This is a genomic window from Micromonospora chalcea (genome assembly GCF_028768405.1).
In the GTDB taxonomy this organism is placed as follows: domain Bacteria; phylum Actinomycetota; class Actinomycetes; order Mycobacteriales; family Micromonosporaceae; genus Micromonospora; species Micromonospora chalcea.
On record NZ_CP118233.1, the window covers coordinates 295,757 to 315,654 of the forward strand.

General features: G+C 73.3%; 17 protein-coding genes. 6 read left to right on the top strand and 11 right to left on the bottom strand.

Translation table 11 applies throughout. The features are described 5' to 3' along the window. Positions 1–179: 179 nt before the first annotated feature. On the top strand, positions 180–1,928 hold the full coding sequence (locus PVK74_RS01365; protein WP_274477978.1) for a CDP-glycerol glycerophosphotransferase family protein: 1,749 nt from the start codon (positions 180–182) through the stop codon (positions 1,926–1,928). A gap of 56 nt (positions 1,929–1,984) precedes the next feature. Here PVK74_RS01365 and PVK74_RS01370 read toward each other — a convergent pair whose 3' ends face one another. Together PVK74_RS01370 and PVK74_RS01375 are read right to left on the bottom strand one after the other, a co-directional pair. Further along, positions 1,985–2,527, bottom strand: coding sequence for an acyltransferase (locus PVK74_RS01370; RefSeq protein WP_030499741.1), 543 nt, complete (start codon positions 2,525–2,527; stop codon positions 1,985–1,987). Between the two features lie 65 nt (positions 2,528–2,592). After that, a complete protein-coding gene (locus PVK74_RS01375; protein ID WP_043325106.1) occupies positions 2,593–2,931 on the bottom strand; it encodes a DUF952 domain-containing protein in 339 nt (112 codons plus the stop codon). An 83-nt stretch (positions 2,932–3,014) separates the two neighbouring features. Between PVK74_RS01375 and PVK74_RS01380 the strand changes: the two genes are divergently transcribed. Both PVK74_RS01380 and PVK74_RS01385 read left to right on the top strand, forming a co-directional pair. Continuing rightward, positions 3,015–3,671, top strand: coding sequence for a response regulator transcription factor (locus tag PVK74_RS01380; RefSeq protein ID WP_043325105.1), 657 nt, complete (start codon positions 3,015–3,017; stop codon positions 3,669–3,671). A 10-nt stretch (positions 3,672–3,681) separates the two neighbouring features. Further along, complete coding sequence (locus PVK74_RS01385) at positions 3,682–5,133, top strand: sensor histidine kinase (RefSeq protein WP_064447481.1); 1,452 nt, start codon at positions 3,682–3,684, stop codon at positions 5,131–5,133. A gap of 10 nt (positions 5,134–5,143) precedes the next feature. On the opposite strand, the gene PVK74_RS01390 is transcribed toward PVK74_RS01385, so the two are convergent. From PVK74_RS01390 to PVK74_RS01405, 4 genes are all read right to left on the bottom strand, one after another. Then, positions 5,144–6,085, bottom strand: a complete 942-nt coding sequence (locus PVK74_RS01390; RefSeq protein WP_083297126.1) for a TAXI family TRAP transporter solute-binding subunit — start codon at positions 6,083–6,085, stop codon at positions 5,144–5,146. A 54-nt stretch (positions 6,086–6,139) separates the two neighbouring features. Then, complete coding sequence (locus PVK74_RS01395; protein WP_030499746.1) at positions 6,140–6,793, bottom strand: hypothetical protein; 654 nt, start codon at positions 6,791–6,793, stop codon at positions 6,140–6,142. Positions 6,794–6,902: 109 nt separating this feature from the next. Next, a complete protein-coding gene (gene yaaA / locus PVK74_RS01400; protein ID WP_166456433.1) occupies positions 6,903–7,706 on the bottom strand; it encodes a peroxide stress protein YaaA in 804 nt (267 codons plus the stop codon). 16 nt (positions 7,707–7,722) lie between these two features. Beyond that, positions 7,723–9,327 carry a hypothetical protein gene (locus PVK74_RS01405; protein WP_274477980.1) on the bottom strand — a complete coding sequence of 535 codons (1,605 nt, stop codon included), beginning with the start codon at positions 9,325–9,327 and terminating at the stop codon, positions 7,723–7,725. Between the two features lie 119 nt (positions 9,328–9,446). Between PVK74_RS01405 and PVK74_RS01410 the strand changes: the two genes are divergently transcribed. Continuing rightward, entirely contained in the window at positions 9,447–10,487 is a 1,041-nt protein-coding gene (locus PVK74_RS01410; RefSeq protein WP_043330371.1) for an App1 family protein, read from the top strand. A gap of 91 nt (positions 10,488–10,578) precedes the next feature. On the opposite strand, the gene PVK74_RS01415 is transcribed toward PVK74_RS01410, so the two are convergent. Beyond that, positions 10,579–11,559: a zinc-dependent alcohol dehydrogenase family protein gene (locus tag PVK74_RS01415; protein WP_274477981.1), complete on the bottom strand. Its 981-nt coding sequence runs from the start codon at positions 11,557–11,559 to the stop codon at positions 10,579–10,581. An 81-nt stretch (positions 11,560–11,640) separates the two neighbouring features. On the opposite strand from PVK74_RS01415, the gene PVK74_RS01420 reads away from it, so the two are divergent. Next, positions 11,641–12,000: a winged helix-turn-helix transcriptional regulator gene (locus PVK74_RS01420; protein WP_069089950.1), complete on the top strand. Its 360-nt coding sequence runs from the start codon at positions 11,641–11,643 to the stop codon at positions 11,998–12,000. 68 nt (positions 12,001–12,068) lie between these two features. On the opposite strand, the gene glgB is transcribed toward PVK74_RS01420, so the two are convergent. The 4 genes from glgB to glgA all read right to left on the bottom strand — a co-directional run bounded on the left by glgB (position 12,069) and on the right by glgA (position 18,570). After that, positions 12,069–14,177, bottom strand: coding sequence for a 1,4-alpha-glucan branching protein GlgB (gene glgB / locus PVK74_RS01425; protein ID WP_274477982.1), 2,109 nt, complete (start codon positions 14,175–14,177; stop codon positions 12,069–12,071). Then, positions 14,165–16,261 (bottom strand): alpha-1,4-glucan--maltose-1-phosphate maltosyltransferase, encoded by a 2,097-nt coding sequence (locus PVK74_RS01430; RefSeq protein ID WP_166456400.1) that lies wholly within the window; start codon positions 16,259–16,261, stop codon positions 14,165–14,167. The genes glgB and PVK74_RS01430 overlap by 13 nt, the downstream gene beginning before the upstream one ends. Before the next feature lie 297 nt (positions 16,262–16,558). Continuing rightward, positions 16,559–17,287: a class I SAM-dependent methyltransferase gene (locus tag PVK74_RS01435; protein ID WP_064447488.1), complete on the bottom strand. Its 729-nt coding sequence runs from the start codon at positions 17,285–17,287 to the stop codon at positions 16,559–16,561. An 89-nt stretch (positions 17,288–17,376) separates the two neighbouring features. After that, complete coding sequence (glgA, locus tag PVK74_RS01440; RefSeq protein WP_064447489.1) at positions 17,377–18,570, bottom strand: glycogen synthase; 1,194 nt, start codon at positions 18,568–18,570, stop codon at positions 17,377–17,379. Positions 18,571–18,664: 94 nt separating this feature from the next. On the opposite strand from glgA, the gene glgC reads away from it, so the two are divergent. Further along, a complete protein-coding gene (gene glgC / locus PVK74_RS01445; RefSeq protein WP_043325096.1) occupies positions 18,665–19,897 on the top strand; it encodes a glucose-1-phosphate adenylyltransferase in 1,233 nt (410 codons plus the stop codon). Position 19,898: the final 1 nt, after the last annotated feature.

Sequence of the window (19,898 nt, forward strand, 5' to 3'; positions counted from 1 at the left end):
CGCGTACCGGGCCCCGGCCGTGATCACGGCCGGGGCCCGTCGCGTGTCGCCACCAGCCGATCGGCGTCCGCCGTTCACCTGCCGGACACCCCGGCAATACTTGTGTCATGTGACCCGTTTAGGGTCGCAGCGGTCCGAATCGAACCTGGCCGACGTCGGGGCAGACAGGGAGCGTGTCGTTGTTGAGCAGAATTCGCAGCCAGCAGGGTCTCGCCGCGGTGGGCGCGACGCTCCTCGGCTACGCGGTCATGGTCCTCTCCGGAGTACTCGGCCTGGTGGTGCCGTTCGCGGTGGCCGCCGTGGTCGCCTTCGCCGGTGAACTGGCCCTGGCCGGGCGGCACACTCCGACCGCCGAACTGCTCGACAAGGCCGGGCTCGGCGAGACCTTCCGGCAGCTGGTGCGGGACCTGTCGGTGGTCCTGCTGGTGGTCGTCTCGGCCCGCCCCGGCGTGGCCGGCACGATCGCGGTGCTGCTGCTGCCCGCCGCGCTCTGGACCGTTGCGGTAGCCACGAACGCGGTGACGAAGGTGATCGACGGGCGGGTCGACCCCCCGGCGTACACCCGCAACATCGACCTCGGCGCGCTGCGGCGCGTCCCGGTGCCGCCGGCCTGGGCGCGGCGGCTGGCCGGGCTGAACATGCCGCTGCTCAACGTGCTGCTGGTGCCGGCGGCGGTGGCGGCCGCCGCGCTCGACCAGGTCGCCCCGGTGGTGGTCACCGGCCTGGTGACGCTCGCCGCCGGCCTGGTCACCGCCGCGGTGCTGGCGCTGACCGCGCTGCGCGGCCGGGGCAGCCAGCCGGGCGTGCTGCCGGCCGTGCACGACTGGATGGCCCGGGAACGGCCCGAGGTCGCGCTCTACTTCGCCGGCCCGGCCAAGGACGTCTACCAGGCCAACATGTGGCTCGCGCCGGTGGAGGCGACCGGCCGCCGCGCGGTGGTTCTGCTGCGCGCCGCTGACGCGTTCGAGCAGCTCGCCGACACCCGGCTGCCGGTCATCTGCGTGCCGGCCGGCGTCGACTTCATGAACCTCGACCTCAGCTCGCTGCGCGTGGCCCTGTACGCCGCGAACGTCGGCGCCAACATCCACCTGCTGCGGGAACCGGGCGTCAAGCACGTCTTCGTCGGCCACGGCGACAGCGACAAGCAGGCGAGCGTGAATCCGTACAGCAAGGTGTACGACGAGGTCTGGGTGGCCGGGCCGGCCGGGCGGGAGCGGTACGCGCGCGCCGACGTCGGCGTGCTGGACCGCGACATCGTGGAGGTCGGCCGGCCGCAGCTCGCCGGGGTGCACACGTTCGGCTCCGGCGCCGCTGACCACCGCTTCACCGTGCTCTACGCGCCCACCTGGGAGGGCTGGCTCGACGACGACCCGTACCACACCTCGCTGGTGCTGATGGGGGAGCGGATCGTCTCCGGGCTGCTCGCCGCCGGTGACGTGCGGGTGATCTACAAGCCGCACCCGCTGACCGGCAGCCGGTCGGCGAAGGCGCGGGCTGTGCACGAGCGCATCGTGGGCCGGATCAAGGCGGCCGGCGGCGACACCGATCCGTCCTCGCTGGACGGGACCGCGCACCTGGTGGTCACCGGCCGCACGCCGGGGCTGTTCGACTGCTTCAACGTCACCGACCTGCTGGTCAGCGACGTGTCCAGCGTGGTCTCCGACTTCGTGCAGAGCGAGCGGCCGTACGTGGTGGCGAACCCGGCCGGTCTGTCCGAGGACGAGTTCCGCCGGCAGTTCCCGACCGCGCGCGCGGCGTACCTGCTCTCGGCGGACTGCGGCGAGCTGGCGAAGATCCTCGACGTGACGCGGTCCGGCGACGACCCGATGACCGGGGCGCGACGGGAGCTGAAGGAGTACCTGCTCGGCCCGGCCGGGTCGAACCCGATGGACCGCTTCCGGGACGAGATCGGCCGGCTCTGCGGCTGAGACGTACCCATGACGAGGGGCGACGACCGGCCTGGTCGTCGCCCCTCGTCGCCTGGTCAGCCCTGGTGCGGCGGGTTGTCGACGTCGCGGGAGACGACCTCGCCCTTGGCGTCGACCCAGCCCTTCGGCCGGGCCGGGTTGCCGGCCACCAGCTGGTACGGCTTGACGTCGCGGGTCACCACCGAACCGGCGGCGATCATCGCGTACTCGCCCACCTCGATGCCGCAGACGAGCGTGGCGTTCGCGCCGATCGAGGCGCCACGCCGGATCAGCGTCGGCGTGATCGTCCAGTCCGGATTCTGTGCGCGCGGGCGGAAGTCGTTGGTGAACACCGCGCAGGGACCCACGAACACCTCGTCCTCGATGGTCACGCCCTGGTAGACCGAGACGTTGTTCTGGATCTTCACCAGGTCGCCCACCGTGACGCCCGCGTCGACGTAGACGTTGCGGCCGATCACGCAGCCGGCGCCGACCTGCGCGCTCGACCGGATGTGCGCCAGGTGCCAGACCTTGGTGCCGTCGCCGACCTTGGCGCCGTCCTCCACGTCGGCCGTCGGGTGGACGAAGACGGAGGCGGACCGGTCGTTGCTGTCAGTCATCTCAACTCGCATCGTGGCAGGGCGCGTCGCGCCGTCGGGCGGGCTCGACGCAGCATAACGAGCGCTCACCCGAGCAGTTCGGCCACCGCGTCGGCGGCGGGCCGGTCGGCCGGCAGCGGATGCGCGGCGACCACCGCGTCCACCGGCAGCGCGGCGTACAGGTGCGGGAACAGCGCGCCGCCGCGGGAGGCCTCCCAGCGCAGCGCGTCGCCGAGCCGGGACTCGTCCACCGCGAGCACGGTCAGGCCGGTGACCCCGGCGAAGAACCTCCGCGCGGTCTCCACCACCTGGTCGGCGGCGGACAGGTGGACGTAGCCGTCCTGCCGGTCCATCGCGGTGCCGGCGAACCGCCCGTCCGCCCGTGCCCGCGCCCACTCGTCGTCGGAGAGAATCTTGTAGATCACGCCAGCAGCCTAGAGCGGCCTCGCGTCCCGGCGGCGCGTCTGCCACCATTCGCAGGGCACACGTCGAGCGGAGGGAGGAACGGGTGCGGATCCTCCTGGTCGAGGACGACCGTCGGGTCGCCGCCGCGCTGTCGTCCGCGCTGACCCGGCGCGGCTACCAGGTGGAACACGCCGCCACAGTCGCCGCGGCGCTCTCCGCCGCCCCCTGCGACCTGGTGCTGCTCGACCTGACGCTGCCCGACGGCGACGGCACCGAGGTGTGCCGCGAGCTGCGCCGCCGCAGCAGCCAGCTCGGCATCATCGCGGTGACCGCCCGTGGCGAGGAACGCGACCGGGTGCTGGGCCTGCGGCTGGGCGCCGACGACTACGTGGTCAAGCCGTTCTCGATGGTGGAGTTGCAGGCGCGGATCGAGGCGGTGCTGCGCCGCGCCGCGCACACCGTCCCGGAGCGTCACCTCATCGAGGCCGGGCCGGTGCGCATCGACGTCGGCGGCCGGACGGTGAGCGTGGACGGCCGGGACGTGTCGCTCACCCGCAAGGAGTTCGACATCCTGCTCTCGCTGGCCCGCCAGCCGGGGGTGGCGGTGCCGCGCGAGCGGATCCTGCTCGACGTGTGGGGCACCACCTGGGCCGATCGGCACACCGTGGAGGTGCACGTCGGGTCGCTGCGCGGCAAGCTCGGCGACGCGACGCTGGTGGAGACCGTGCGCGGGGTCGGTTACCGGCTCCGCGGCGCGTGAGGAGGGGCCCGTGCGGCGCCGACTGGTGATCAGCTACCTGCTGCTGATGGTGCTCGTCCTGATCGCCCTGGAGACGCCGCTGGCGTTCACGCTGGCCTCCCGGGAGACCGACCGGGTACGCGCCGACCGCCTCGCCGACGCCACCCGGTTCGCCTCGCTCGCCGGCCCGGCGCTGCGCGGCGGCAGCCCCGGTCCGCTCGACGGGGAACTGGCCGCCTACGACGCCCTCTACGGCATCGGTGCCGCGGTGGTGGACCGGGAGCGCCGTACCGTCGCCGCCTCGTCGGCCTGGGAGCCGGGCGCGGGCACCGGCGCGGCGCTCGACACCGCGCTGTCCGGGCAGCAGTTCAGCGGCCCCGAGTCGGTCTGGCCGTGGGACGGCGGGCCGGTGGTGACGGCCGTGCCGATCAACGACGGCGGCGAGGTGCTCGGCGCGGTGGTGACCACCAGCCCGGCGGACGGGGTGCGCCGCACCGTCAGCGCGTGGTGGCTGCTGCTGGCCGGCATCGGCCTGCTCGCGGTGCTGGCCTGCGTCTCGACCGCGTTCGGGCTGGCCGGCTGGGTGCTGCGCCCGGTGACCGAGCTGGACGCGGTGACCCACGAGATCGCCGAGGGCCGCCGGACCGCGCGGGTGCGCCCCCGGCTCGGCCCACCCGAGCTGCGCCGGCTCGCGACGAGCTTCAACGACATGGCCGACGCGGTCTCCGACGTGATGGACCGGCAGCGCGCCTTCGTCGCGCACGCCAGCCACCAGCTCCGCAACCCGCTGACCGCGCTGCGGCTGCGGGTCGAGGAACTGGGTCCCAGCCTCAGCGACGCGGACGGGCGGGCCGAGCACCGGCTGGCGCTGGAGGAGACCGACCGGCTGGCCACCGTGCTCGACGCGCTGCTGACCCTGGCCCGCGCCGAGCGGGAGGAGAACCAGCGGGTCACCGTGGACGCCGCCGCCACCGCCGCGTCCCGGGTGTCCGCCTGGCTGCCGCTGGCCCGGCACTGCGACGTCGCGCTGCGCCTGGACGCGGACGGCGAGCCGGTGTACGCCCGCACCGTACCCACCGCGATCGACCAGGCGCTGGACGCCCTGATCGACAACGCGGTGAAGTTCAGCGGGGCCGGGGGAGAGGTGACGGTGACGGTCCGCGCCGCCGAGGGCGGTACGACGCTCACCGTCCGGGACACCGGCCCGGGCATGACGGCCAGCCAGCTCGACCAGGCCACCGAACGGTTCTGGCGGGCGCCGGACGTGCAGAACGTGGACGGCGCGGGCCTCGGGCTGACCATCGCGGCGGTGCTCGTGGACGCCTCGGACGGCCGGCTCACCATGCGCCGGGGCGAGCCCCGGGGCCTGGTCGCCGAGTTGTGGTTCCCGGCGCCCGCCGACGATCCGGGTGAGGCCGGCGGGGAGGCCGAGACCGCCGAGCCGGTGGGCCCGCGACACGACGGCGAGCCGGCCACCCGCTGACCGCGCGGGCTCAGGGCTTCGCGGCGCGGTACCACTGCGCCGCGCCCGGGTGCAGCGGCAGCGGGGTGGTGACGATCGCCGACCGCTGGCTCATCCGTCCCGCCGCCGGGTGCGCGGCGGCCAGTTCCGCCCGGCGCTCCATCAGCAGCCGGGTCACGTCGCGCACCAGCGCGGCGGGCAGGTCGGCGCGGACGATCAGGTAGTTCGGGTTCGCCACCGTGCTGACAGGTTCCGCCTGGTACATGGAGCGGGGGATGTCCCGGGTCACGTAGACCTGCCCGTACCCGCGGCGCAGCGCCTCGGTCCACTCGCCCAGGTCCACGATCCGCAGCGAGGTCCGCTCGGCCAGGTCGGCGACGCCGCGTACGGGCAGTCCGCCGGAGAAGAAGAACGCGTCGATCCGGTCCTCCCGCAGCGCGGTCATCGAGTCGTCCAGCCCGAGGTGCTCCTGGCGGATCCGGTCGCCGTCGAGCTGGGCCACCTCCAGCAGGCGGGTGGCGGTGATCTCGGTGCCGGACCCGTCGGCGCCCACCGAGACCCGCCGGCCGCGCAGGTCGGCGAGCGTGCGGATCGGGCCGCCGGCGCGGGTGACCAGGTGCAGCAGGTCGTCGTAGACGCGGGCCACGGCGAGCACCGACGGATGCTCGGGTTCACGTGCCGGGAGCACGTCGGCCTGGGTGAAGCCCAGTTCCGCCGCGCCGGACCCGACCAGCCGGACGTTCTGCGCCGAGGCGGCGGTGACCACCACCTCGGCCCGTACCCCGGGCAGCTCCCGGTTGAGCACGGCGGCGAGCGACTGGCCGAAGGCGTGGTAGACGGCGGTCGGGCTGCCGGTGGCGATGCGGATCCGGGTCGGCTCGGCCGGCTCGTCCCGGCATCCGGCCAGGCCGGAGACGAGCAGCAGCACCAGCACGAGCGGGGCGGCGGCGCGCACAGGCCAGTGTCGGCTCACGGGCTGCACTCTGCGCCGTGCACCCGCCGCCGCGCAAGCCCGCCGCCGGGCCGGTCAGCCGGCGGCGGCCAGCTCCGCGCTCTCGGTGATCCGGGTCCGGTGCTCCCCGTTGGGCACGATCACCAGGAAGCAGCCCGCGCCCGGCCGCAACGCCGCCGGCACCTCCAGCAGCGCCGCGCTGCGGACCAGCACCGCGGCCAGGTCACGGTCGGCCAGCCGGATGCCGAGGCAGTGCCGGCGTACGTGCCGGCCGCCGGCGAGCAGCGCCGCCCGCCAGGCCGCCGCCGCCAGCCGGGGCCGCCAGAGCCGCCGCGCCGCCGAGGCGCCCGGGAACGGCCCGCCGAGCAGCTCCCGGCGGCCCTGCCGCCAGCCGGTGGTGAGCAGATTCGCGTACGCCGCCCGGTGCTGCGGCGGCACCGCCAGCCGGTGCAGCTCGTAGCGGCGGCGCAGGCCACCGGTGGTCAGTTCGTGCTGCACCGGCACGTCGAGTCGACCCAGCAGCTGCCGCATCCGGTGCGCCGCGTCCTCGCGGTTGAACTCGGCGATCCCGCCCCGGTGCGGTCCGGGGTCCAGGCGGCGTACGTCGGCGGCCGGCGGCGGCGTGCAGCGCACCATGCAGGCGATCTCGAAGGCGTCGGTCAGGGTCAGCCAGTCCAGCGGCGGGGACGGGCGGGGGCGGTCGAGCAGCGAGGTGGGCTCGGCGAGCATCGGCGCAGCTCCTCGGTCAGAGTCGGGGTACCTCTACCGTTGCCGCCAACGGCCGGGTCGGGAACCGATGCGGCCGAGCCTTGAGCAAAATTTGCGGGAAGCCCGCCGGTCAGAGTTCGGTGACCACCAGGTCGACCTGCCGGGGCCGCCCGGCCGCCCGGGGCGCCTCCTCGACCGTGTACTTCAGCTCCCGCAGCGCCCCCACCAGCGCGTCGGCGGTACGCGGCCGGGCGTCGGCGAGCAGCAGATCCCGCACCAGCCGCCCCTTCGTCGCCTTGTTGAAGTGGCTCACCACCGACCGGGTCGGCGTGCCGTCCACGGTCCGCTCGTGCAGCACCCGCACCGTCACCGTCCGCTCGGCGAGCGCGCCGCGCGGCGTCCAGGTGGCCGCGTACGCGCCGGAGCGCAGGTCCAGCACCGGGCCGCGTCCGGCGGCGGGCTCCAGCACCGGCCCGAGCGCGCCACGCCAGTACGCCGACAGCGCCCCGAGCCCGGGCAGCCGCGCCCCGATCGGGCAGCGGTACGGCGGGATCCGGTCGGCGAGGCGTACCGCGCCCCACAGCCCGGAGCTGATCAGCACCTGGCGGCGGGCCGCCCGCTGCGCGTCGGGCGGCAGCGTGTCCAGGCCCAGCGCCTCGTAGAGCACGCCGGTGTAGAGCCGCCCGGCCGGGGCGGTCGCCGCCTCCCGCAGCCGGGCGTTGCGGCGCAGCTCGCCGCGCTGCCCCTCGGTGAGGCCCAGCGCGGCCCGGGCCGCCGCCTCGTCCGGCCCGGCGCACAGGTCGACGAGCGCGGTCAGCACCGCCTCCCGGGCCGGGTTCAGCTCGGTCAGGGACAGCCGGGACAGGTCCAGCCGGCGGCCGGTGCCGGCCTCGGCCTTCCCCTCCGACGGGGGCAGCAGGATGAGCACCGGCACAGCGTACGGGCCGGGCTCAGCGCCACGGCCGCACGGCACGGTCGGGGTGGTATACGCGACTGCCGCCCACCTCGGCCACCACCGCCGCGTCGGCGCGGTCACCAAGCAGCCGCCGCAGTGTGCGCTCGGCGGGGGAGCCGACGTCCAGCACGTACCCGGGCCGTTGCGCGCGCGCCACCCGCTGCCAGTACGCCGGATAGCGGTTCTGCCCGGGCGTGAGCGCCCCGTCGAGCACGCCGCACGCGACCGTCTCCCCGGTGTTGAAGATCAGCCGGTTGCAGGTCCAGTAGTCCCCGTACACCTCGTGCAGACCGGCGTCCCGCACCGTGTCGGCCAGGCGGCGGGCCGTGCGCTCCTCGTCCCGTACGCCCGGCACGCCGGCCAGGAACGCCACGGTCCCGGCGACCGTGGCGGCGGTCAGCCCGGCCAGCACCACCGCCGCCGTGGCGCCGCCGAGCCGGGCGGCCGGACCGGCGGTTCTGCGCAGCGCGTGCGCGGCGGCCAGCCAGAGCGGCCACAGCACGGCCGGCAGCGAGATCTGCAGCACCGACAGGTACCGGGAGTTGCCGAGCGGGTCGGTCGCGGCGAGCGGGCTGCGCACGTACGCCAGCAGGGTCAACGCCGCGCCCACTACCAGCGCGAGGATCGCCGCGGCCCGGACCCGCGCGGCGTGGTCGGCGGCCCGGCGGTACGCGACCAGCCCGAGCGCGGCGGCGGCCAGCAGCAGCACCGGGTAGAGCACGCCGAACCACTGCGTCCAGCGCGCGCAGCCGTCCATCGGGCACAGGCCGGACGCCAGCGGCACCCCCTCCAGCAGTCCGCCGCGCAGCCGTTCGGCCAGCGACGGCGCGACGCCCTCCTTGGTGCTGATCTCCCGGAACACCGACAGCGAGTCCTGCCCGGCCGGCGCGACGATGTTGTCCTTCACCACCGGCGCGATCCCGGCGGCGAAGCCCGCCACCAGCAGCACGCCCGGCCAGCCGATCAGCTCCCGGGGCATGGCCAGGACCAGCACCACGCCCGCCACCAGCAGGTACGGCGCGATCAGCCAGTCCGACCAGAGCGCCAGCCCGGCGAGCAGCCCGAACGCGCCGGTGGCCAGCCAGCGGTGCCGGACCCGCTCCTCGCCGAGCGCGACCGCGAGCAGCAGCATCGCCAGCACCGCCGGCTTCACCTCCGGACGGCCGCCGACCACTGTGAGCTGGTCGCGGACCACCCGCTCCGAGCCGAGCGCCAGCAGGCCCACCACGACGACCGCCAGCCAGGGGGAGAACAGGCGGCGGGTCAGCCGGTACGCCAGCCACAGGAACACCGCGAAGAGCGCGAGCAGCGGCAGCCGCAGCACCGGCCAGCTCGGCCCGGCCCAGCCGACCAGCGGCGCGGCCAGGTAGGACTCCAGCACGCCCATGTAGCGCTGGCCGTAGAGGAAGACCGGCCGCTCACCGCGCTCGGCGATGTGCAGCGCGGCCAGCCCGAACGTGGCCTCGTCGCTGTTCGACGCGGGCACCGTGAGCAGCGTCAGCACCAGGCGGTAGCCGACTCCGGCCACACCGAGCAGCAACGCCACCAGCGCCGGCGCGTCCGGACGCGGCCGCACCCGGTCCCGCTTCGTCGTCGACACGACCAACGCCCCCGTCGTCGCCCCGACCGCAGTCTGTCACGGCGGAACGCGGCTCCGAGGGCCGATCGGTGTGGATCACTCGCGTGGCCGGGCCCGGCCGGGTGTGGCAGTGTTGCAGCGTGCCACCCACACCACCGGACCAGCTTGCCGTACCGCGACTGCACCGCGCCGCGCGCTTCGAGGACGCCGTGCACGGCCTGGTCGAGCGCCGGTTGCGGCGCACCGGGTGGCAGCCCAACATCATCGCGTACGCGGGCTACGGCGCCCCGGGCTGGGCGCGGGTGCTCTGCCGGGTGCTGCTGGGCCGCCCGGACACCCGGCGGCGGGGCCGCCTGGACAAGGTGCGGGGCTGGCGCAGCTTCGCCACGCTGCCCGCCAAGCACATCCGGGTGACCATCGAGGCCGACGGCGTGCGCCAGGAGGTGACCGCCGACCGCAGCGGGTTCGTCGACACCGTGATCGAGGCCGACTTCACCCCCGGCTGGGGCTGCGTACGCCTCAGCGTCGCCGACGCCGAACCGGTGGAGGCGCTGGTCCGCGTGCTCGACCCGGCCGTCCGGTTCGGCATCCTCTCCGACATCGACGACACCGTCATGGTGACCGCGCTACCCCGGCCGCTGCTGGCCGCGTGGAACACGTTCGTGCTGGACGAGCACGCCCGCACGGCGGTGCCGGGCATGGCGGTGCTGTACGAGCGGCTGGCCACCGCCCACCCGGGCGCGCCGGTGTTCTACCTGTCCACCGGCGCCTGGAACGTCGCGCCGACGCTGACCCGGTTCCTGTCCCGCCACCTCTACCCGGCCGGGCCGCTGCTGCTCACCGACTGGGGGCCGACCGCGGACCGGTGGTTCCGCAGCGGCCGGGAGCACAAGCGGGCCACGCTGGCCCGGCTGTCCCGGGAGTTCCCCGAGGTGCGGTGGCTGCTGATCGGCGACGACGGGCAGCACGACCCGGAGATCTACCGGGAGTTCGCCGCCGCGCACCCGGACCACGTCGCCGGGGTGGCGATCCGGCAGCTGTCGCCGACGCAGTCGGTGCTGGCGGGCAGCCTGCCCGCCCCCGCCGGACGGCCGTCGTCCGGCCCGGTCGGCCAGAAGTGGCTGAGCGCCCCCGACGGCGCCGGCCTCTGGAAGCTCCTCCGAGAAGCCGACCTGGTCTGACCGCCGGCCCCTCCTCTTCGCGTCGATCATGAGGTTGACCGCCTTGTAGAGATCGACAACTGCCGTCAACCTCATGATCGGCGGCCGACTGTCACGGCGTCACCACGATCTTGCCCGTCGCCGTTCCCTTCTCCAGGTACCGGTGCGCCTCGACGATGTCGTTCAACGTGAACACCCGGTCCACCATCGGTTGCAGCACGCCGGTGCGGACACCAGCGGCCAGGAACGCGGCGACGCGCCGGGCGGTCACCGGGTCGACCATGTCCGCAAAACTTATGTAGCGATAGATGGTCAGTGACGGATTCGCCGGGAACGACGCCGGGCGCGGGTCCAGCCAGCCCACCGTGGCCAGGGTGCCGCCGAGCTTCGCAGCCAGCGACAGCTCGGCCAGGCCCGGGCCCATGACAGCGTCCAGGATGATGTCGGCGCCCACCCCACCGGTGTGCCGCCGGGTGGCCTCCCCGATGTCCTCCCGGTCGGTGGCGATCACCGCGGCGGCTCCGGCGGCCAACAGGCTCTCCACTTTGGCGCTCTGCCGGGTGACCGCGATCGGCACGGCGCCGATCTGGTTGGCGATCTGGATCGCGGCCCGCCCGACACCGCCCGACGCCGCGGTGATCAGGACCTGGTCCCCGGGCCGCATCCCGGCTCTGTCCACCAGCGCGCCGTAGGCGGTGAAGTACGACACCCAGAGCGCCGCCGCAGCGACGGGCTCCAGCCCGGCGGGCCGTGGCACGACCCGGTCGGCCGGCAGCACTGTGTACTCGGCGTACGCGCCCCTGGTCTCAAAATCGGGTATCGCACCGAGGATGACCGGGTCGCCGACGGCCAGCCCGGTCACCCCGGACCCGAGCGCGTCGATCACACCGGTCCCCTCGACGCCCAGCCGCGCGTGCGGCAACGGCACGGGCCGCGGGGACTGCCCGGCCCGGACCATCTGATCGAGCGGGTTGACCGCGAAGGCCTCGATCCGTACGCGTACCTCGCCGGCCGCGGGCTCGACGACCGGCTCGTCGACGACGCGCAGAACGTCCGGACCGCCGGTCTCGTCGAACACGACTACTCGTGGCATGAATGGCTCCTTGCGTTCCTGAAGGGCTTCGCCGCAAGACGCTACGGAGCCGATAGGAACCCGCTGGTACCTTTCGACTTTGTGCACGACACCCCGGGCCCGGTCTTCCTCGCCGATTGCCCCACCCGCCTGGCCGTCGAGATCATCACCGAGAAGTGGGCGGTGATCGTGCTGTTCGCACTCAGCCTGCAACCCCGGCGCCCCGGCGAGCTGGCCCAACTCATCGGCGGCATCTCCCACAAGGTTCTCACCCAGACCCTGCGCCGCCTGCAGGCATACGGCCTGGTCGAACGCCACGCCTACGCCGAGGCACCCCCACGCGTCGAGTACAGCCTCACTCCACTCGGGCAGACCCTGGTCGAGCCGATCAAGGTTCTGACCGACTGGGCTCGAGACAACGGCGAAGCGATCATCGACTTCCAGGAACAGAACGAGCGCTGAACCAACCCGCCCAACCGAAGACGCTGTCTCAGTGCCGGCCGCCGTGGCTGTTCTGGCGGTACTCGCACTCAGGCAGTTGCGGGTAGGAGCCAGAGCACGCCCAGCGGGGGGATACGCAGGGAGGCCGACGCGGGCAGGCCGTGCCAGGGGATGTTCTCCGCGTGCACCTCGCCCAGGTTGCCCACCCCGGATCCGCCGTAGTGGTTCGCGTCGGTGTTCAGCGCCTCGGCCCACGTACCGGCCGCGGGCAGGCCGATCCGGTAGTCGTCCAGCGGCAGCGCGGAGAAGTTCGCCACGCACACCAGCGTCTGCCCGTCCGGGGCGATCCGGATGAACGACACCGCGTTGTTGGCGACGTCGTCCCCGGCGATCCAGCGGAAGCCGGCCGGGTCGGTGTCCTGCGCCCAGAGCGCCGGGCTGGCCCGGTAGACCCGGTTCAGGTCGGCGACCAGCCGCTGCACACCGGCGCGGGCCGGGTCGTGGGTGAGGTACCAGTCGAGGCCGCGCTCCTCGCTCCACTCCCTGTCGTCGGCCAGCTCGCAGCCCATGAAGAGCAACTGCTTGCCCGGATGCGCCCACATGTACGCCAGCAGCGCCCGCACCGTCGCCAGCCGCTGCCACGTGTCGCCGGGCATCTTGCCGGCGAGCGAGCCCTTGCCGTGCACCACCTCGTCGTGGCTGATCGGCAGCACGTAGTTCTCACTCCACGCGTACGCCAGCGAGAACGTGAGCTGATGGTGGTGGTGCTGCCGGTAGATCGGGTCCTTCGAGGTGTAGAGCAGGGTGTCGTGCATCCAGCCCATGTTCCACTTGAACCCGAACCCGAGCCCGCCCTCGGAGGTGGGCTTCGTGACGCCGGGCCAGGCGGTGGACTCCTCGGCGATCATCAGCACGCCCGGGTGGTGCCGGTAGACGGTGGCGTTGACCTCCTGGAGGAACGCGATCGCCTCCAGGTTCTCCCGGCCGCCGTGCACGTTCGGCGCCCACTGCCCGTCGGAACGGGAGTAGTCCAGGTAGAGCATCGAGGCCACCGCGTCCACGCGCAGCCCGTCGATGTGGAACTCGTCGAGCCAGTACAGCGCGTTGGCGACCAGGAAGTTGCGGACCTCGTTGCGGCCGAAGTCGAAGACGTACGTGCCCCAGTCGGGGTGCTCGCCGCGACGCGGGTCGGGGTGCTCGTACAGCGGGGTGCCGTCGAAGCGCGCGAGCGCCCACTCGTCCTTGGGGAAGTGCGCCGGCACCCAGTCCAGGAGCACGCCGATGCCGGCGGCGTGCAGCCGGTCCACCAGGTGGCGGAAGTCGTCCGGGTCGCCGAACCGGGCGGTCGGCGCGTAGTAGCCGGTGACCTGGTAACCCCACGAGCCGCCGAACGGGTGCTCCATCACCGGCAGGAACTCCACGTGGGTAAAGCCCATCTCCAGCACGTACGCGGTGAGCTGCTCGGCCAGCTCCCGGTAGCCCAGGCCGGGCCGCCACGAGCCCAGGTGCACCTCGTACACGCTCATCGGCTCCTGGTGCGGCGCCTGCCGCGACCGGCGCGCGAGCCAGTCCGCGTCGCCCCACTCGTACCGTGACTCGTGCACCACCGACGCGGTGGCCGGCGGCACCTCGGTGCGCGCGGCCATCGGGTCGGCCTTGTCCCGCCACCTGCCGTCGGCGCCCAGGATGCGGTACTTGTAGCGGGTGCCCACCGGCAGGCCGGGCACGAAGATCTCCCACACGCCGCTGGACCCGAGCGACCGCATCGGCCAGCCGTCGTCCGGCGCCCAGCCGGTGACGTCGCCGATCAGCCGCACCGCGCGGGCGTTCGGCGCCCAGACGGTGAACGCGACGCCCTCGTCGAAGACCCGGGCGCCGAGCGCCGCCCAGAGCCGCTCGTGCCGGCCCTCGCCGATCAGGTGCAGGTCGAGGTCGCCGAGCGTGGGCGGATAACGGTACGGGTCGTCGTGCGTCGTGCCGTCCACCTCGACCCGGTAGTCGAGCACCTCGCCGGGGAGCACCGCCTCGAAGACACCGGCGTCGTGCACCCGCTTCATCGGGTGCGCCTCGCCGTCGACGAGCAGCGTCACCTCGCCGGCGCCCCGGCGCAGCGTCCGGATCGTGGTGCTCCCGCCGGCCGGGTGCGCGCCGAGCACGGCGTGCGGGTCGTGTACCTCGCCGGTGATCAGCTGGTCCATCGGGCGTCGTCCTTGTCGGCCGGTGCGGTCGGGGCGGTGCCGCCGGAGAGGTCGGCGGGTACGTCTTCGACTGTCAGGTCTGGTGCGGCCGGCTGCTCCGGTTCGGCGGGGGCCGGTGCGGCCGGGCGGCGCACGGTGAGCACGTGCGCCGGTTGCAGGTACGGGTCGAGGCGTACCGCGTTGCGCTGCCCCCAGTCGTACTCGGCGCCGGTCAGCTCGTCGCGCACGGTGAACCGCTCGTGCCAGTCCAGCCCGAGCGCCGGCATGTCGAGCGTGGTGTTGCCCCACTGCACCTCGCGGGAGTCGAACGAGCAGACCACGATCACCGTGTTGCCGGTCTGGAGGTCGTGCTTCGACCAGCACAGCAGCGCCGGGTTGTCGATGTCGTGGAACCGCAGGTTGCGCAGCCGGTGCAGGGCGGGATTGTCCCGGCGTACCCGGTTCAGCGTGGTGATGAACGGCGCCAGCGACCGGCCCTGCGCCAGCGCGGCGTCCCAGTCCCGGGGCCGCAGCTCGTACTTCTCGTTGTCCAGGTACTCCTCGGCGCCCGGCCGGGCCACGTGCTCGAACAGCTCGAACCCGGCGTACATGCCCCAGGAGGGGGAGAGCAGCGCCGCCAGCACCGCCCGGATCTTGAACATCGGCGGGCCGCCGTGCTGCAACGACGAGTGCAGGATGTCCGGCGTGTTCGGCCAGAAGTTCGGCCGCATCCAGTCCACCGAGGCGACCAGCTCCTCGCAGTACTCCCGCATCTCGGCCGCCGTCGTGCGCCAGGTGAAATAGGTGTACGACTGGGTGAAGCCGATCTTGCCGAGCCCGTGCATGATCGCCGGCCGGGTGAACGCCTCGGCCAGGAACAGCACGTCCGGGTCGACCTTCTTGACCTCGGCGATCAGCCAGTGCCAGAAGTCGAACGGCTTGGTGTGCGGGTTGTCCACCCGGAAGATCCGGATGCCCTCGCCGACCCAGTGCAGCACCACCCGCAGCACCTCGGCCCGGATGCCCTCGGGGTCGTTGTCGAAGTTCAGCGGATAGATGTCCTGGTACTTCTTCGGCGGGTTCTCCGCGTACGCGATGCTGCCGTCGGCGCGGGTGGTGAACCACTCCGGATGCTCGGTGACCCACGGGTGATCCGGCGCGCACTGCAACGCCAGGTCCATCGCCACCTCCAGGCCCTGCTCGGCGGCGGCCGCGACGAAGTCGCGGAAGTCTTCAGGCGTACCCAGGTCGGGGTGGATGGCGTCGTGGCCGCCCTCGGCCGCGCCGATCGCCCACGGCGAGCCCACGTCGTCCGGCCCGGCGGTGAGCGCGTTGTTGCGGCCCTTGCGGTTGACCCGGCCGATCGGGTGGATCGGCGGCAGGTAGAGCACGTCGAAACCCATCGCCGCGACACCCGGCAGCCGCTCCATGGCGGTGGCGAACGTGCCGGAACGGGCGGGCGCGTCGACTGTCGCCGGGACCGCGCCCTCGGAGCGGGGGAAGAACTCGTACCAGGCGGAGAAGAGCGCCCGGGGCCGGTCCACCCAGAGCGTGCGCTCCTCGCCGGTGGTGACCAGCTCGCGCACCGGGTGCTCCCAGAGCAGGTCGGCCAGGTCCAGCGCCGCGCTCACCCGCCGCGGCAGGTCCCGCTCGTCGTCGGCCAGGGCCCGCGCGGCTTCGCGTACGCGATCCCGGTCGGCCTTCGGCACCAGCTCCAGCGCGGCGGTCAGCACCCGTACGCCCTCGGCCAGGTCGTTCGCCAGCTCGGCCGCGCCCTGGCCGGCGGCGAGCTTCTTGGTGACCGCGTTCTGCCAGGTTAAGTACGGATCCTGGAACGCCTCCACGGCGAAGCGCCACAGGCCCACCGCGTCCGGGCGGATGGTGGCGTGCCAGCGGTCCTGGCCGGGTTCGCCCGGGCGCATCCGGGTGAACGGGCGGGCCGCGCCGTCCGGGCCGAGCCAGACCACGTTGCACCCGAGCGCGTCGTGGCCCTCGCGGTAGGCCCGCGCCGACACCGGCACGACCTCGCCGACCACCGCCTTGGCCGGGTAGCGACCGCAGGAGACGACGGGGGAGACGTCTTCGATCGGGAACCGTCCAGTCACCCGCTCAACCTACTGCGCGAGATCCTCTCGCGCTCGGCGACTTCACCTGAGCCCTCAACCCGCTCACGAGGGCGTCGAGTTCGTGCCGGTGAGGCACCCGTGCCGTTCCACCGAACGAGCGTGGGCTGCGGTGAGTGGAACGCTATGGGTGTCAAAAGGGCGCTGAGGCACCCATGGCGTTCCACCGAACGGGTGGCGGACTTCCGGCGGCCGGCCCCGTGCCACGAACGGCCTCTTTCCGCGCCTCGGGCACAGGGTCGGCGGGCTGCGGGCGCTCTGGCCCGCCGACGGCGACGTTCAGGTCGACCGCTGGGCGACGAAGACGAACTCCCGGCCGGCGCGGTCGGGCGCGTCCCGCACGTCGAGCACCCGGTAGCCGGCGGCCGCCAGGCTCGCCTCGACCTCGTCCCGGTCGCGGAACCGCAGCGTCGAGTCCGACGTGACGACGGCGCCGTCGGCCGGGAACCGGTACGTGAACCGGAAGGACACGAACGGCAGGTCCACAGCGGTGACCTCGAGACGTCGTTCCACCGGCCCGACGCCCGGCACGTCCCGGGTCACCGGCGCGGTGTCCGCCGCCCACTCCTCCCACGCGCGGCGCTCGGGACGCCGCGTCTCGAACACGAGATGCCCGCCGGGCCGCAGCGCCGCGTGGACGCCCCGCAGGGTGCGCGCCCAGTCGTCGTCGGCGCAGAACACCTGCGCCACGTTGCCGGTCATCACGGCCAGGTCGGCGCGCAGCGGTGGCAGCGTCGTGGCGTCGCCGTGCACCCAGCGCACGCGGCCTTCGCGGTCCTTCGACCGGGCGACGGCGAGGGACGCCCTGGCCGGGTCGACCCCCACGACGGTACGGCCGTGCCGGGCGAGCAGCAGGACCAGGTTCCCGGTGCCGCAGCCGAGGTCGAGCACCACGCGCGCGTCCAGCTCGTCGGCGATCGCGAGGTACGCGTCCAGGTCGTCCCGGTCGCCGTCGAACGCGTCGTAGACCGGCGCGAGCCGAGGATGGGCGAAGATCGCATCCGGCATCCGGGGACTGTATCCGCCGCCGACCGCGAGGGGCGGGCTGTTGAGAAGGGGCCCTTCCTCTACCGCAGGCGTTAAGAAGGGGCCCTTCCTTACACGCCCACCGAGCGGTAGACCTCGAGCGTCTGGCGGGCGATCGCGTCCCAGGAGAAGTGCTCCACGGCCCGCCGCCGCCCCGCCGCCCCGAACGCGGCGATCCGCTCCGGGTCGGCCAGCAGCTCGTTCATGCGCGCGGCCAGGTCGGCCACGAAACGCTCCGGGTCCAGCGGCGTGCCGGAGCCGTCGCCGGCCTGCTCGATCGGCACCAGCAGCCCGGTCTCGCCGTCTGCCACCACCTCCGGGATGCCGCCCGTGGCGGTCGCCACCACCGCCGTCTCGCAGGCCATCGCCTCCAGGTTGACGATGCCCATCGGCTCGTACACGGACGGGCAGACGAAGATCGTGGCGTGGGTGAGCACCTGGATCACCTCGTGCTTGGGCAGCATCGCCGCCACCCAGACGACCCCCGACCGCTTCGCGCGCAGCTCGGCGGCCAGCTCCTCGACCTCCGCGCCGATCTCCGGCGTGTCAGGTGCGCCGGCCAGCAGCACCAGCTGGACGTCGGCGGGCAGCTCGCGGGCGGCGCGCAGCAGGTACGGCAGGCCCTTCTGCTTGGTGATCCGCCCGACGTAGACCACGCTGGGCCGGGACGGGTCAATGCCGAGCCGGTCGAGCACGTCGGTGTTCCGGTCCGGGGCGTACTGCGCGGTGTCGATGCCGTTGTAGACCACGCGGACCCGGTCCGGGTTAACCGCCGGGTACGCGGTGAGCACGTCGCGGCGCATGCCCGCGCTCACCGCGATGATCGCGTCGGCGGCCTCGAACGCGGTCCGCTCACACCAGGAGGAGAGCGCGTACCCGCCGCCGAGCTGCTCGGCCTTCCACGGGCGCAGCGGCTCCAGACTGTGCGCGGTGACCACGTGCGGCACCCCGTGCAGCAGCTTCGCGGTGTGCCCGGCCAGGTTCGCGTACCAGGTGTGGCTGTGCACCACGTCGGTGCCGGCCGTGCCGGCGGCCATCTCCAGGTCGACGCCCATGACCCGCAGCGCGGCGTTCGCGCCGGCCAACGCGGCCGGCTCCGCGTACGCGGTGACGCCGGGCTCGTCGCGCGGCGCGCCGAAGCAGTGCACCCGCACGTCGGCGAGCCGGCGCAGCTCGCGGGCGAGGTATTCCACGTGCACGCCGGCGCCGCCGTACACCTCCGGCGGGTACTCGCGGGTGAGCAGGTCGACGCGCATCGGTGCCATGCCCGCACCCTAGTGCAGAGCGGCGTGTCGCACGCGGTGCGCAAGTGTGGGCGTCCGAGTGGTGAAGTCGGTTCCGGGTCGTTAGCGTCTGAGCATGGCTGCCAAGGTGCTCGCGATCGTCCTGGCCGGCGGGGAGGGCAAGCGCCTGATGCCCCTGACGACCGACCGGGCGAAGCCCGCCGTCCCCTTCGGCGGGATGTACCGCATGGTCGACTTCGTCCTGTCCAACCTGGCGAACGCCGGCTTCCTCAAGATCGTCGTGCTGACCCAGTACAAGTCGCACTCGCTGGACCGGCACATCACCAAGACCTGGCGGATGTCGACGCTGCTCGGCAACTACGTCACGCCGGTGCCGGCGCAGCAGCGCCGCGGCCCGTGGTGGTTCGCCGGCTCGGCCGACGCGATCTACCAGAGCTTCAACCTGATCAACGACGAGCAGCCCGACTACGTGATCGTCTTCGGCGCCGACCACATCTACCGGATGGACCCCCGGCAGATGGTCGACGACCACATCGCCTCCGGCGCCGGGGTGACGGTCGCCGGCATCCGGCAGCCGCTGTCGATGGCCGACCAGTTCGGCGTGATCGAGGTCGGCGAGGACGGCAAGCGCATCCGCGCGTTCCGGGAGAAGCCCACCGACGCGGTGGGGCTGCCCGACGCGCCGGACCAGATCTACGCCTCGATGGGCAACTACGTGTTCACCACGAAGGCGCTGTGCGAGGCGGTCGAGCGCGACGCGGCGGACAAGACCAGCAAGCACGACATGGGCGGCAGCATCATCCCGATGCTGGTCGAGCGCGGCGAGGCGAACGTCTACGACTTCAAGGACAACGAGGTGCCGGGCAGCACCGACCGCGACCGCGGCTACTGGCGGGACGTGGGGACGCTCGACTCGTTCTACGACGCGCACATGGATCTGATCAACGTGCACCCGGTGTTCAACCTCTACAACTTCGAGTGGCCGATCTACACCGAGCAGCCGCCGTACCCGCCGGCCAAGTTCGTGCACGCCTGGGGCGAGCGGGTCGGCCGCGCGGTCAGCTCGATGGTGTCGCCCGGCTCGGTGATCTCCGGCTCGCTGGTGGAGAACTCGATCGTGTCGCCGAAGGTGAAGGTCCACTCCTGGGCGCACGTCGACGGCGCCGTGCTGATGGAGGGCGTCCAGATCGGCCGCCACGCGGTCGTCCGGCGCGCGATCCTGGACAAGAACGTCCACGTCCCGGAGGGCGCCGAGATCGGCGTCGACCTGGAGAAGGACCGCCAGCGCTACACCGTGTCCGACAACGGCATCGTCGTGATCGGCAAGGGCCAGCGCGTCGAGCCCTGAG